This window comes from Azohydromonas aeria, assembly GCF_009760915.1.
Classification (GTDB): Bacteria; Pseudomonadota; Gammaproteobacteria; order Burkholderiales; family Burkholderiaceae_C; genus Azohydromonas; species Azohydromonas aeria.
Genome location: NZ_VIDQ01000011.1, coordinates 104,748 through 118,504 on the forward strand (window position 1 = coordinate 104,748; position 13,757 = coordinate 118,504).

General features: G+C 70.1%; 11 protein-coding genes. 1 reads left to right on the top strand and 10 read right to left on the bottom strand.

Annotated elements, in window-relative coordinates:
• Positions 1-55: 55 nt before the first annotated feature.
• From FJ694_RS09220 to FJ694_RS09265, 10 genes are all read right to left on the bottom strand, one after another.
• Positions 56-418, bottom strand: coding sequence for an integration host factor subunit alpha (locus FJ694_RS09220; protein ID WP_157266286.1), 363 nt, complete (start codon positions 416-418; stop codon positions 56-58).
• Between the two features lie 21 nt (positions 419-439).
• Positions 440-2,863: a phenylalanine--tRNA ligase subunit beta gene (gene pheT, locus FJ694_RS09225; RefSeq protein WP_157266287.1), complete on the bottom strand. Its 2,424-nt coding sequence runs from the start codon at positions 2,861-2,863 to the stop codon at positions 440-442.
• A 15-nt stretch (positions 2,864-2,878) separates the two neighbouring features.
• Positions 2,879-3,922 carry a phenylalanine--tRNA ligase subunit alpha gene (gene pheS, locus FJ694_RS09230; protein ID WP_157266288.1) on the bottom strand — a complete coding sequence of 348 codons (1,044 nt, stop codon included), beginning with the start codon at positions 3,920-3,922 and terminating at the stop codon, positions 2,879-2,881.
• Between the two features lie 137 nt (positions 3,923-4,059).
• Positions 4,060-4,416, bottom strand: coding sequence for a 50S ribosomal protein L20 (gene rplT / locus FJ694_RS09235; RefSeq protein ID WP_157266289.1), 357 nt, complete (start codon positions 4,414-4,416; stop codon positions 4,060-4,062).
• Positions 4,417-4,441: 25 nt separating this feature from the next.
• Positions 4,442-4,645, bottom strand: a complete 204-nt coding sequence (gene rpmI / locus FJ694_RS09240) for a 50S ribosomal protein L35 (RefSeq protein WP_157266290.1) — start codon at positions 4,643-4,645, stop codon at positions 4,442-4,444.
• 168 nt (positions 4,646-4,813) lie between these two features.
• Positions 4,814-5,362 carry a translation initiation factor IF-3 gene (gene infC / locus FJ694_RS09245; RefSeq protein ID WP_157266315.1) on the bottom strand — a complete coding sequence of 183 codons (549 nt, stop codon included), beginning with the start codon at positions 5,360-5,362 and terminating at the stop codon, positions 4,814-4,816.
• Between the two features lie 66 nt (positions 5,363-5,428).
• Positions 5,429-7,348, bottom strand: a complete 1,920-nt coding sequence (gene thrS, locus FJ694_RS09250; RefSeq protein ID WP_157266291.1) for a threonine--tRNA ligase — start codon at positions 7,346-7,348, stop codon at positions 5,429-5,431.
• A gap of 219 nt (positions 7,349-7,567) precedes the next feature.
• Positions 7,568-8,041, bottom strand: a complete 474-nt coding sequence (locus FJ694_RS09255; RefSeq protein WP_157266292.1) for a glycine zipper 2TM domain-containing protein — start codon at positions 8,039-8,041, stop codon at positions 7,568-7,570.
• 102 nt (positions 8,042-8,143) lie between these two features.
• Positions 8,144-8,719, bottom strand: a complete 576-nt coding sequence (locus FJ694_RS09260) for a superoxide dismutase family protein (RefSeq protein WP_198320773.1) — start codon at positions 8,717-8,719, stop codon at positions 8,144-8,146.
• A gap of 73 nt (positions 8,720-8,792) precedes the next feature.
• The gene (locus FJ694_RS09265) at positions 8,793-11,138 is read right to left on the bottom strand and encodes a Tex family protein (protein WP_157266293.1); all 2,346 of its coding nucleotides are present in this window, start codon (positions 11,136-11,138) and stop codon (positions 8,793-8,795) included.
• Between the two features lie 395 nt (positions 11,139-11,533).
• Between FJ694_RS09265 and mdoH the strand changes: the two genes are divergently transcribed.
• The gene (gene mdoH, locus FJ694_RS09270) at positions 11,534-13,741 is read left to right on the top strand and encodes a glucans biosynthesis glucosyltransferase MdoH (protein ID WP_232539967.1); all 2,208 of its coding nucleotides are present in this window, start codon (positions 11,534-11,536) and stop codon (positions 13,739-13,741) included.
• Positions 13,742-13,757: the final 16 nt, after the last annotated feature.

Sequence of the window (13,757 nt, forward strand, 5' to 3'; positions counted from 1 at the left end):
TTGCACGCGGCGGTGCCTGCGGCCCGAAACCACCTGGCCGCTCGTGGGCGGACGCTTACTCGGCGTCGTCCTGTGCGTCGGCATCGCCCTGCACCAGGCCCTTGAGCTTGTGGCTGGCGTGGAAGGTGACGACGTTGCGCGCGTTGATGGGAATGGTCTCGCCGGTGCGCGGGTTGCGCCCCGGGCGGGGCGCCTTGCGGCGGATGTTGAAGTTGCCGAAGCCCGAGAGCTTGACTTCCTGGCCCTGCACCAGCGCGCCGTGCAGGATGTCGAAGAAGGCCTCCACCATGTCCTTGGACTCGCGCTTGTTCAGGCCCAGCCGCTCGAACAGCAGCTCCGACAGCTCGGCCTTGGTCAGCGTGGGCGTCTCGATGCTGGGCAGCAGCACGGACTCGGGCGGATTGGTGATGTCGTTCATGGGTCTCCCTCCTCGGCCTTCTCAGCCGCGCAGCCGCACGCCCAGGCGCTGCTGCAGCCGCTGCAGCAGCGCGGCCACGGCGGCGTCGATGCGGTCGTCGGTGAGCGTCGCTTCCGGATCCAGCAGCTCCAGCCGCACCGCCAGGCTGCGCTCGCCAGCCTCGATGCCGGCCACCGCCGCCGTGGGCTTGTACAGGTCGAACAGCCGCGCCGACCGCACCAGCGCGCTGTCGTCGTCCAGGATCACGCTCATCAGCGCATCATGGCCGAGGTCCTCGCGGGCCACCAGCGCCACGTCGCGCACGGCGGACTGCTGGCGCGCGATGGGCTTGAACTCGGGCACCGGGCGGCGCAGCAGCGCGTCCAGGTCGATCTCAAACAGCACCGGCGCCTGCGGCAGCTCGTAGGCCTGGCGCCAGCGCGGATGCAGCTCGCCGATCCAGCCCACGGCCGCGCCGCCAAGCTCGATGCGGGCGCTGCGCCCCGGGTGCAGCGCCGGGTGCGCAGCCGGCACGAACGTCGGCTGCAGCGGCGCCAGCAGCGCTTCCACGTCGCCCTTGGCGTCGAAGAAGTCCACCGCGCGCTCGCGCTGGCCCCACTGCAACTCTTGCGCGCTGCCGAAGGCCAGGCCGGCCAGGCGCCGCGGCTGGCGCACGCCGGCGACGCTGGTGTCACTGTCAGGCACCGCGGCGTCGCGCTGGAACACGCGCCCGATCTCGAACACGCGCACGCGCGCGGCCTTGCGCGCTAGGTTGTAGCGCAGCACCTGCACCAGGCTGCCCAGCAGGCTGGAGCGCATCACCGCCAGCGGGGTGGCGATCGGGTTGAGCACGCGGATCGGGTCAGTGTTGCCGGCGAGCTCGGTCTCCCAGCGCTCCTCGACGAAGCTGAAGTTGATCGTCTCCTGGTAGTCCAGTGCCGCCATCAGGTGGCGCAGCGCGTGCGTGCTGCGCTGGCTCTCCGGGCGCACGTGCGCCGTGACCGGGGCGATCGGCGGCGTATCGGGCAGCTGGTTGAAGCCGATGACGCGGATCACTTCCTCGATCAGGTCTTCCTCGATCTGCAGGTCGAAGCGCCACGTGGGCGGCGTGACGGTGAGCGTGCCCTCGCCTTCGCTGAACTCCAGCCCCAGGCGGCGGAACACCTCGGCGCACTGCGCCTGCGTGACCGGCATGCCGATCACGCGCGCGGCGCGTGCGACGCGCAGCGTCACGGGCGCGCGCTCGGGCAGCCGCGTGACCTGGTCGTCCATCGGGCCGGGCTCGCCGCCGCAGATGTCCAGGATCAGCCGCGTCAGGTGCTCGATGTGCTCGACCGTCTGCGCCGGGTCCACGCCGCGCTCGAAGCGGTGGCCCGCGTCGGTGCTGAAGTTGTAGCGGCGCGAGCGCCCGGCCACGGCCTGCGGCCACCAGAAGGCGGCCTCGACGTAGACGTTGCGGGTGTCGTCGGACACGGCCGTGGCGTCGCCGCCCATGATGCCGGCCAGCGACTCCACCGCCTGCGCGTCGGCGATCACGCCGACCTGATCGTCGAGTTCGATGGTGCTGCCGTTGAGCAGCTTGAGCTGCTCGCCCTGGCGGCCCCAGCGCACGACCAGGTTGTCGTGGATCTTGTCGAGGTCGAAGATGTGGCTGGGCCGGCCCAGCTCGAACATCACGTAGTTCGAGATGTCCACCAGCGCGCTGACCGGGCGCTGACCGCAGCGCGCCAGGCGCTCGACCATCCACGCCGGCGTCTTGGCCTGCGGATTGATGCCGCGGATGACGCGACCGGAGAAGCGCCCGCACAGGTCGGCGGCTTCGATGCGCACCGGCAGACGCGCGTCGTTGGCCACGGCCGCCGGCTCGAAGCGCGGTGCCTTCAGCGGCGCGCCGGTGAGCGCGGACACCTCGCGCGCGATGCCGTACACGCTCAGGCAGTGCGCCAGGTTGGGCGTGAGCTTCAGCGTGAACAGCGTGTCGTCGAGGTTGAGCACCTCGCGCACGTCGGCGCCGACGGGCGTGTCGGCGGCCAGCTCCAGCAGGCCGCCGTGGTCCTCGGACAGCTGCAGCTCGCGCGCCGAGCACAGCATCCCCTGGCTCTCGACGCCGCGCAGCTTGCCCAGCTTGATCTCGAAGGGCTTGCCGTCTTCACCCGGCGGCAGCTGCGCGCCCACTAGCGCCAGCGGCACGCGGATGCCGGCGCGCGCGTTGGGCGCGCCGCAGACGATCTGCAGCGGGCCGTCCTTGGAATGCTCGCCGGCATCGACCTTGCACACGCGCAGGCGGTCGGCGTTGGGATGCTGGACGGCTTCGAGGATCTCGCCGACGACGATGCGGCTGAAGGCAGGTGCGGCCGGGCGCAGCTCTTCGACCTCCAGGCCGGCCATCGTCAGCGTGTCGGCCAGCTCGGCGGTGGTCAGCGGCGGGTTGCAGAACTCGCGCAGCCAGGACTCGGGAAATTGCATGGTCGATCTCAGCCTTTACTTGAACTGCGAGAGGAAGCGCAGGTCGCCGTCGAAGAACAGGCGCAGGTCGTTGACGCCATAGCGCAGCATGGTCAGCCGGTCCGGGCCCATGCCGAAGGCGAAGCCGATGTGCTCCTCCGGGTCGAGCCCGAAGTTGCGCACCACGTTCGGGTGCACCTGGCCCGAGCCGGCCACTTCCAGCCAGCGGCCCTTGAGCGGGCCGGCGCCGAAGGCGATGTCCACTTCGGCTGAGGGCTCGGTGAAGGGGAAGAAGGACGGGCGGAAGCGGATCTGCAGGTCGTCCGTCTCGAAGAAGTTGCGGAAGAAGTCGGCGAAGACCGCCTTCAGATCCTTGAAGCTGACGTTGCGGCCGATCCACAGGCCTTCGCACTGGTGGAACATCGGCGAGTGCGTGGCGTCGCTGTCCACGCGGTAGGTGCGGCCCGGCGCGATGACGCGGATCTCGGGCATCTCGCCGCCCTTGGCAGCGTGCGCCTTGACGTGCTGCACCGCGTGGCGCACCTGCATCGGGCTGGTGTGCGTGCGCAGCAGGTAGCCGCCGGCGGGGCCCTTCGCATCGACGTAGAAGGTGTCGTGCATTGAGCGCGCCGGGTGGTCGGCGGGCGTGTTCAGCGCGGTGAAGTTGAACCAGTCGTTCTCGATTTCCGGGCCGTCCGCCACGGCGAAGCCCATGGAGCCGAAGATGGCCTCGATGCGCTCCAGGGTGCGCGACACCGGGTGCAGCCCGCCGCTGCCGCGCTTGCGCCCGGGCAGCGTCACGTCCAGCGCCTCGGCCTGGAGCTGGCGCTCCAGCTCGGCGTCGGCCAGCGCCTGGCGCCGGGCATTGAGCGCGGCCTCGACCTGCTGTTTGAGAGCGTTGATCTCGGCGCCGCGGGCCTTCTTCTGCTCGGGCGGCAGCGCAGCCAGGCCTTTCATCAGTTCGGTCAGGCGGCCGGTCTTGCCGAGGTAGCGCGCCTTGGCGTTCTCCAGCTCGGCCGGCGTGGCGGCGGCGGCGAAGTCGGCACGCGCGGACGACACCAGGGGATCGAGGTCGTTCATGGGATGCGGGACGGGGCGATAAAAAAGGCCGGACACCAGGTGCCGGCCTTCGAAAGATGCGTCCGGCCCGTGAGGGGCCGGGGCGGCGCGCGGCGCGATGGCCGCTCAGGAAGCGGTCAGCACGCCACGGGCCTGACTCAGGCGAGCTGAGCCTTCACCTTCTCGACGATGCTGCCGAAGGCGGCCGGATCGTTGACGGCCATGTCGGCCAGGACCTTGCGGTCGAGGTCGATGTTGGCCTTCTTCAGGCCGGCCATGAACTTGCTGTAGGTCACGCCGAGCGAACGGGAAGCCGCGTTGATACGGGCAATCCACAGCTGGCGGAACACGCGCTTCTTGGCACGGCGGTCGCGATAGGCATATTGACCCGCCTTCATCACCGCCTGCTTGGCGATGCGGAAGACGTTCTTGCGGCGGCCGCGGAAGCCCTTGGCCAGGGCCAGGACCTTCTTGTGGCGAGCGCGGGCGGTTACACCACGTTTGACGCGAGGCATGGTTCTACTCCTTTAACCTTGAAGCTCAGAGGCCAGCGAAGGGCAGCATCGCAGCGATGTGGCCCATGTTGGTCTCATGCACGTTGACGGCGCCACGCAGGTGGCGCTTGTTCTTCGTGGTCTTCTTGGTGAGGATGTGGCGCTTGAACGCCTGACCGCGCTTTACGGTGCCACCCGGACGGACGCGAAAACGCTTCTTCGCGCTGCTCTTGGTCTTCATCTTGGGCATGACTGCTCCTTGTAAGTGACCCTTGCAGGCGACCGTGGAACAAGCTCCACGGTACTTGTCGGCCTGCAACGGCTTCTGTGTCTCGGCCACTGCGGAAAGCAGCAACCGGACTGTTGGCGCCACCGGCGGGTTGCCCCACTGGCAATGCCGAACTCTTGCGAACGGTGCTTACTTGCGCCGCGGCGCCAGCACCATGATCATCTGGCGGCCTTCGAGCTTGGGCATGTGCTCGACCACCGCCACGTCGGCCAACTCGTCGCGGATGCGCTCCAGCAGCCGCATGCCGATTTCCTGGTGCGTGATCTCGCGACCACGGAAACGCAGCGTGACCTTGCCCTTGTCGCCGTCTTCCGCGATGAAGCGGCGCAGGTTGCGCATCTTGATCGCGTAGTCGCCTTCGTCGGTACCGGGTCGGAACTTGACTTCCTTGACCTCGATGACCTTCTGCTTGGCCTTGGCCTCGGCCGCCTTCTTCTGTTCCTGGTACTTGAACTTGCCGTAGTCCATCAGGCGGCAGACCGGGGGATCCGCCGTGGCGGCGATTTCCACCAGATCGACGTCGGCCTCGCCGGCCATGCGCAACGCCTCCTGGATGCTCACGATGCCCAGCGGCTCGTTGTTGGGGCCGTTGAGACGAACCTGAGGCGCCATGATCTCCCGGTTCAGCCGGTGCTTGCGCTCAGCGTTCGGAGTGCGACGATCGAAAAAAGTAGCGATGGTTGGAACCTCGTATCAGCCGAAGGCGGCGGCCGTGGAATCGGTCAGAACGCGAAACGGGGCCTCTCAGCCCTTGTTGGCGATGGACTCGGCGATCTTTTGGCTGAAGTCGGTCGAACTCATCACCCCAAGGTCCTGATTGCCCCGGGCGCGCACTGCAACGGCCCCGTTTGCCTTCTCCTTGTCGCCCACGACGAGGATGAACGGAACCTTTTGCAAAGAATGCTCGCGGATTTTATACGTGATCTTCTCGTTGCGCAAATCCGCCTGGGCTCTAACTCCTTGTTTTTGAAGCTGTTTCACCACTTCCTGGGCATATTCCGCCTGCGCGTCGGTGATGCAGGCCACCACGGCCTGCACCGGCGCCAGCCAGGTCGGCAGCGCACCGGCGTGCTGCTCGATCAGGATGCCGATGAAGCGCTCCATGCTGCCGACGATGGCGCGATGCAGCATCACCGGCGTGCGGCGCTCGCCGGACTCGGCCACGTACTCCGCGCCCAGGCGCTGCGCCATGGAGAAGTCCACCTGCATCGTGCCGCACTGCCACTGCCGGCCCAGCGCATCCTTGAGCGTGTACTCGATCTTCGGCCCGTAAAAGGCGCCATCGCCCGGGGCGATGACGAACTCGCAGCCCGAGCGCTTGAGGCTCTCGATGAGCGCCTGCTCGGCCTTGTCCCAGATCTCGTCGGAGCCGATGCGCGCCTCGGGCCGCGTCGCGACCTTGTAGAGGATGTCGGTGAAGCCGAAGTCCTTGTAGACCTTCTGCAGCAGCGCCGTGTAGGCCACGCACTCGTCGAGGATCATGTCCTCGGTGCAGAAGATGTGGCCGTCGTCCTGCGTGAAGCCGCGCACGCGCATGATCCCGTGCAGCCCGCCGCTGGGCTCGTTGCGGTGGCACTGGCCGAACTCGCCGTAGCGCAGCGGCAGGTCGCGATAGCTCTTGATGCCCTGCTTGAAGATCAGGATGTGGCCCGGACAGTTCATCGGCTTGAGCGCGTAGTCGCGCTTCTCCGACTCGGTCGTGAACATGTTGTCGCGGTACTTGTCCCAGTGGCCGGTGGCTTCCCACAGCGAGCGGTCGATGATCTGCGGACCCTTGACCTCCTGGTAGCCGTTGTCGCGGTAGACGCGGCGCATGTACTGCTCCACCTCCTGCCACACGGTCCAGCCCTTGGGATGCCAGAACACCACCCCCGGCGCGTGGTCGTCGATGTGGAACAGGTCGAGCTCGCGGCCGAGCTTGCGGTGGTCGCGCTTCTCGGCCTCTTCCAGGCGATGCAGGTACTGCTGCAGCTCGTCCTTGCTGGCCCAGGCCGTGCCATAGATGCGCTGCAGCATCTCGTTGCGGTGGTCGCCGCGCCAGTACGCGCCGGCCACCTTCATGAGCTTGAAGTGCTTGAGCTTGCCCGTGGAGGGCACGTGCGGGCCGCGGCACAGGTCCTCGAAGCTGCCCTCGCGGTACAGCGACACGTCCTCGCCCTGCGGGATGCTGCTGATGATCTCGGCCTTGTAGTCCTCGCCCAGGCCCTTGAAGTAGGCCACCGCCTCGTCGCGCGGCAGCACGCGGCGCGTCACGGGCTCGTCCTTTTTTGCCAGCTCGGCCATGCGCTTCTCGATGGCCGCAAGGTCGTCGGGCGTGAACGGGCGCTTGTACGAGAAGTCGTAATAGAAGCCGTTTTCGATGACCGGCCCGATCGTCACCTGCGCCTCCGGGAACAGTTCCTTGACCGCGTAGGCCAGCAGGTGCGCGGTGGAATGGCGGATGAGCTCCAGCCCGTCGGGGTCCTTGTCCGTGACGATGGCCAGCGGGGTGTCGTGCTCGATGCGGTGGCTCAGGTCCACCAGTTTGGCTTCCTTGCCGTGGCCGATGCGCCCGCCCAGCGCCGCCTTGGCCAGGCCGGCGCCGATCGAGGCGGCCACTTCGGCGACGGTGACGGGGGCGGGAAACTCGCGGCGCGAGCCGTCGGGCAACTGGATGGCAATCATCGGGAACTCCGGAAATGAAAAAGCGCGGTGGGGAACCGCGCTTCGAGAACGAAAAGGCTGGACGCGCGGAACCGACTAGGCAAAAACCTCGGTGCTGGTCGGGGTCGGCGTTCGCGGTGTCATAACCAAGCTGCCTTTCTCGCTCTTGCTGATTCGTGGGTGAATGGCCCGGATTCTAGGCCAGGCCGCCTGGCCCCTCCGTTGCGGTGTTGTAGCGGCTCAGTATCGATAGAGCTGCCCGTTCTGCAGCCGCACGCGGTCGCCCACGCGCAGGTCGCCGAGCTCGGCGTAGTCGAAGGCCCGCGCGCTGCCGTCGTCGAACTGCACGGAAACGCGGATCGCCCCGTTGCTGCCCTGCCCGCGCTCGATCTGGTTGCCGATCAGCGCCCCGCCCACGGCGCCCAGCACCGTGCCGGCATTGCGCGCCGACGAGCTGCCGCCAAACTGCCGCCCAACCACCGCGCCGACCACGCCGCCGATGACGGCACCGCCGCCGCTGGTCTCGCTGCCCACGCGCCGGATGTCGGTCACCCGCCCGGCCTGGGCATAGGCCGGCTGCGGCTGCGGCGTGCCCCAGCCGTAACCCGGCTGCGGGTACTGCGGGTAAGACGGCGCCCTGCCCACCGGCTGCTGCGCGCAGCCCGCCAGCAGCGCCGCCGCCAGCACCACTCCCATCGACTTTCTGGATTGCATTGCCTGCTCCACGCGCCTGACAGCGGCGCGCCTGCATCAGCAACGGGCGACCAGCACCCGCGGTTGATGCTCGCGGCCCGGCAACTGCAACCGGATGTGCCCTCAGCGCCGAGCGATCACGCCGCAGCCGACGCGGGCGCCGGAGTTGCCCGCCGGCTGGCTGCGGTAGTCGTCGGGCTGCGCATGCACGACCACCGAGCGGCCGACCACGTCGCTCATGCCGCCCGTGCCCACCGAGACGCCGCGCAGCATGACGCGCACGTCCACGTTGCCGCTGCCATCGGCGCGCAGGTTGGGCATGTCGCCGGCGTGGCGCGGGCCGTCCTGCGGGCCGTGCGGCTGGTTGTCCGGGTTGAAATGGCCACCGGCGCTGGTGGCGTCGGGCGCCGAGCAGTCGCCCTTCTCGTGCACGTGGAAGCCATGCTCGGCATTGGGCTTGAGGCCCGAGAGCCGCGCATGCACCATCACGTGCCCGCCCATGTCGTGGAAGCCCACCATGCCGCTGACGGTCTGCCCCTGCGTGGGCGCGACCGTGGCCATGGCCGAGGGCATGTTGGCCATGCCGCCATGGCCGTGCATGCCGCCCTCCGGCCCGCCGTGCCGGTGCCCGGCACAGCCCGCCAGCGCCGCGGCCAGCGCCGCCAGACCCGCGAACCTGCTCCAAACTGTGATGTTCATGCCGTTCTCCATGCCAGAGTCATTGAGGCCGCAACGATAGCGCGGTCCGGGGCGGCTGCCGCCCCGGGCTCGCTCAGCGAGGCTTCTGCAGCTTCGCGAACGCCGCCGCCATGGCGCCCTGCGGCGCCGGCGCGCCGCCACCGCCGCCGCGGCCCGCGCGCTCCTGGCGCCCGGCCGGGCGGAAGGCGTTGCCCCCCGCATTGCCGGCGCCACCGCCGCCGCGCGTCGCGCCGGCGTCGCTGCGCATGGACAGCGCGATGCGCCCGCGCGCCAGGTCCACCTCGACCACGCGCACCTTGACGATGTCGCCGGTCTTGACCACCTCGCGCGCGTCGGCCACGAACTTGTTGGCCAGCTGGCTCACGTGCACCAGGCCGTCCTGGTGCACGCCCAGGTCCACGAAGGCGCCGAACTGCGCCACGTTGCTCACGGTGCCTTCCAGCACCATGCCGGGCTGCAGGTCCTTGATGTCCTCCACACCCTCGTTGAAGCGCGCGACCTTGAAGTCCGGGCGTGGATCGCGCCCCGGCTTGACCAGCTCGGCCAGGATGTCGCGTACCGTGATGGCGCCGAAGCGCTCGTCGGCAAAGGCCTCGGGCTTCAACTTGCCGATCACGTCGGCGTTGCCCATCAGCGCATCGATGGGCCGCCCCGCCGCGGCGATGATCTTCTCCACCACCGGGTAGGTCTCCGGGTGCACCCCGGACAGGTCCAGCGGGTTGTCGCCGCCGCGGATGCGCAGGAAGCCCGCCGACAGCTCAAAGGTCTTCGGGCCCAGCCCCGTCACGTCCAGCAGCTGGCGACGGTTGCGGAAGGCGCCATGCTGGTCGCGCCAGCGCACCACCGAGGCCGCCACGCTGGGCGACAGCCCCGAGACGCGCGCCAGCAGCGGCGCCGAGGCGGTGTTGAGGTCCACGCCGACGGCGTTGACGCAGTCCTCGACCACGGCATCGAGCGTGCGCGCGAGCTGGCCCTGGTTCACGTCGTGCTGGTACTGGCCCACGCCGATGCTCTTGGGCTCGATCTTGACCAGCTCCGCCAGCGGGTCCTGCAGCCGCCGCGCGATGCTCACCGCGCCGCGCAGGCTCACGTCCAGCTCGGGCAGCTCCTTGCTCGCGAACTCGCTGGCCGAGTAGACCGAGGCGCCCGCCTCGCTCACCACCACCTTCTCCACGCGGAGGTCGGGCGCAAGCTGCTGCAGCCGCTTGATCAGGTCGCCGGCGAGCTTGTCGGTCTCGCGGCTGGCGGTGCCGTTGCCGATGGCGATCAGGTTGACGCCGTGCGCCGCGCACAGCCGCTGCAGCGTGTGCAGCGCGCCGTCCCAGTCGCGCCGCGGCTCGTGCGGGTAGACCGTGGCGGTGTCGAGCACCTTGCCGGTGTCGCTGACCACGGCCACCTTCACGCCGGTGCGGATGCCCGGGTCCAGGCCCATCACCACGCGCTTGCCCGCCGGCGCGGCCAGCAGCAGGTCGCGCAGGTTCTCGGCAAACACCTTGATCGCCACGGCTTCGGCCTGCTCGCGCAGCCGGCCGAACAGGTCGCGCTCCAGGCTCAGCGACAGTTTCACTTTCCAGGTCCAGGCGATCGTCTTGCGGATCAGCTCGTCGGCCGGGCGCTTGCGGTGGCTCCAGCCCAGGTGGATCGCGATCTTCCCCTCGGCCAGCGAGGGCTGCCCCGGCACCACCTCCTCGTCGAGCACCAGCCGCGCGTCCAGGATCTCCTGCGCCCGGCCGCGGAACACCGCCAGCGCGCGGTGCGAGGGCATGGTGCGGATCGGCTCCTGGTGGTCGAAGTAGTCGCGGTACTTGGCGACCTCGGCGCTATTCTCGTCCTTGCCGTCCACCCGCTTGCTGCGAATGAAACCTTCGGTCCACAGCCACTCGCGCAGCGGGCCGACCAGCGCGGCGTCCTCGGCCCAGCGCTCGGAGAGCAGGTCGCGCACGCCGTCGAGCACGGCAAAAGCGTCGGCGAAGCCGGCATCGGGATTGAGGAAGGCGGCGGCCTCGGCCAGCGGATCGAGCGCCGGGTCGGCCAGCAGCTTGTCGGCCAGCGGCTCCAGCCCGGCCTCGCGCGCGATCAGCCCCTTGCTGCGGCGCTTGGTCTTGTAGGGCAGGTACAGGTCTTCGAGCTCCTGCTTGGTCGCCACGGCCTCGATGGCGGCGCGCAGCTCCGGCGTGAGCTTGCCCTGCTCCTCGATGCTCCGGAGCACCGCCGCGCGGCGGTCTTCGAGCTCGCGCAGGTATGACAGCCGGGCTTCGAGCTCGCGCAGCTGCGCGTCGTCCAGGGCGCCGGTGGCTTCCTTGCGGTAACGGGCGATGAAGGGGACGGTGGCGCCACCGTCGAGCAGCTCCACGGCTGCCTGCACTTGCGCGGGACGAACCTTCAGCTCGTCCGCAATCTGCAACAGGATTTTTTCCAACTCGGGTCGCTTCGGGGGTCTGGGAAAGCGCGCGAGTGTGCCACGTACCCCTGACACCGCCGACCGTCCGCAACCCCGGTGGTGTCAACGCGGGTTAACCACAACTCGTTGCACCCCCGCAGGACTGAAACGTGAGGTTTGCACGCGGCGGGCTAGTCTGCGCTCGCCCCGTTCAGGTGCATCCCCCGGCACGTTTCGTGCCACTGCGACCCCCATGGATCGAGATCGCGACGCCGCTTCTCCGCGGCGCCCGGTCGGAATCGGGTTTGATTTTTCCGGAACGGCGCCGCCCCTTGGCGGCGCCCGGCGCGCATGCGGCCTGTGGAGCTGCGCGCTCGGTTCAACGTAGCACCCAGGTGCTGAAGTGAGACATGGAGTCACGCCATCCCGCCGCAATGAGCGTTGAGAAGAACGCCGCGGCGACCGCCGCCACCGCGCCGCCCATCCACAGGCGGCCGATGATTCCCCGCCGCTGGTTCGGCCCTTACGCCGCGCTGCGCGCCTGGCTCGACATGGCCGGCGGCGGCGAGCGCGCCCGGCCCCGGCCGCATTCGGGAACGCCGCAACCCGCCTGGCGCGCCGCCGCGCGCCGGCGCCGCGCCGGGCTGATGTCGGCTACGGTGCTGTCGGCCGCCGCCGCCACGCTGGTGCTGGCGCAACCCGCCACCGCGGACGGGCTGGACTGGGCCGAGGCGGTGCACCTGCTGCTGTTCTTCCTGCTCTTCGGCTGGGTCAGCGCCGGCTGCTTCACGGCGCTGGCGGGCTACGTCAGCCTGCGCCGCGGCGATCCGTTCGCGCTGTCGGCCGACCGTCTCCCGGCGGGCGCCGCGCCGGACCCGGCCGCGCGCGTGGCGCTGGCCATGCCCATCTGCAACGAGGACGTGGCCACCGTCTTTGCCGGGCTGCGCGACACCTGTGAGTCGCTGCGCGCCACCGGACGCGACGCCGATTTCGACGTCTTCATCCTCTCCGACAGCAGCGACCCCGCCCTGCGCGCCGCCGAGCTGCGCGCCTGCCGCGAGCTGCGCGAGCTGCTCGGCCCGGGACTGGGCGAGCGCGTCTGGTACCGGCACCGGCGCCGGCGCACCAAGCGCAAGGCCGGCAACGTGGCCGACTTCTGCCGCCGCTGGGGCGCGCTCTACCGCTACATGGTCGTGCTCGACGCCGACAGCGTCATGAGCGGCGAGTGCCTGGTGAAGATGCAGGCCCTCATGGAGGCGAATCCGCGCGTGGGCATCCTGCAGACGCAGCCCGTGGCCCGCGGCCACGACACGCTGCACGCCCGCGCCCAGCAGTTCCTCGGCCGCGTGGCGGCGCCGCTGTTCGGCGCGGGCCTGCGCTGCTGGCAGCTGGGCGAGTCCCACTACTGGGGCCACAACGCCATGCTGCGGATCGAGCCCTTCATGAAGCACTGCGCGCTGGCGCCGCTGCCGCGGCGCGGCGGGCTGGGCGGCGAGATCCTCTCGCACGACTTCGTCGAGGCCGCGCTGATGCGCCGTGCCGGCTACGAGGTCTGGCTGGTGGACCTGCCCGGCAGCTACGAGCAGCCGCCGGCGCATCTGCTCGACGAGTTGCAGCGCGACCGGCGCTGGTGCCAGGGCAACCTGCAGAACGTGTGGCTGGTGGCCGAGCCGGGCTTCGCCGCCGTGCACCGCGCCATGTTCTTCAGCGGCGCCCTGTCGTACATGGCCTCGCCGCTGTGGCTGACCTTCATGGTGCTGGGCGTGGTCAGCGGCGACGACGCCACGCACGTCTTCGCCGCCGCGCCGCTGCTGTGGGTGCTGACGCTGGCGATGCTGGCGGCACCGCGCGCGCTGGGCGTGGCGCTGATCCTGCGCCGCGGCCAGGCCGCGCAGTACGGCGGCGCGCCGCGGCTCATCGCCGGGGCGCTGCTGGAGGCGGTGCTGTCGGGGCTGCAGGCGCCGCTGCGCATGCTGGCGCACACGGTGTTCGTGCTGGGCGCGCTCACCGGGCTGAAGCTGGACTGGAAGTCCCCCGCGCGCGACGCGGTGGCACTGCGCTGGCGCGATGCGCTGCGCCGCTTCGGTCCCTGGGCGCTGCCGGCCGCCGTGGTGGCGTGGTGGGGGCAAGTGCCGATGCTGGCCCCCGTGTGGCTGCCGCTGCTGCTGGCCGTGCCGCTGGCGGTGTGGACCAGCCGCCCCGAGGTCGGCGCCTGGCTGCGCCGCCACAGCTTGTGGCTGACGCCCGACGAGGTGCAGGCCGGACTGGCGCCGGCACCAGCGCCGACGCCCGTGCCGGTGCCTGTGCCTGTGCCGGCACGCGCCGAAGCGCGCCGCGAAGTGCGCCGCCCGGCTCCGGCCGGTTCCACCGGCCTGGCCGCGCTGCTGCAGTCGCTGGTGAGCATGCCGGCGCTGCAGCCGCAGCGCGCCCTGGCGCGCGCGCTGGCCATGGTGGCGCTGGCGCTGCCGGTGGTGCCGGCCGTGCTCACGCCCGAGCGCACGCGCGTGTCGGTGGCATACCTGATGGCCGAGCCCGCGCCCTACGAAGGGCGCACCGCCGCGGCCACGCTCGACATGCGCAAGAAGGCGACCAAGAACGTGAAGCGGCGCTACGACCAGCGCAACGTCTCGACGCGGCTGTGACGGGGGCCTCCTGGAC